Origin of the sequence: Pandoraea sp. PE-S2R-1, from assembly GCF_002179865.1 — a bacterium.
Lineage (GTDB): Bacteria > Pseudomonadota > Gammaproteobacteria > Burkholderiales > Burkholderiaceae > Pandoraea.
Window position 1 is genome coordinate 1 of record NZ_NGUR01000103.1, and the last position, 265, is coordinate 265.

Genomic DNA, 265 nt, shown 5'->3' on the forward strand with positions numbered 1-265 from the left:
CCAGACGGACACCGGTACCGAAGTACATGCCGCCGGGCAGGGTGGCATCGGCTTGCGTGCGTGCGCCCGCCGGACGCACGACACGATAGAACGTGTCTTCGAACGCGAGCCGGTCGCGTTTGAAGCCTGTGGTATTCACATTGGCCAGATTGTTGGCAATGGTCTGCAACTGCGCGTCTTGCGCGTGAACCGCCGTACGGGCGATAAGAAGTGCGGGATTCATGACATCTCGATGGGAAATTGGGGAACGGACGCGGCTTAGCTA

1 protein-coding gene is annotated in these 265 nt (G+C 60.4%); it reads right to left on the bottom strand.

Annotated features, from left to right (window positions below; genetic code table 11):
* A partial coding sequence (locus tag CDV44_RS27230) for a flagellar basal body protein (protein WP_249277757.1) occupies positions 1–223 on the bottom strand: 223 nt, incomplete at its 3' end.
* Positions 224–265: the final 42 nt, after the last annotated feature.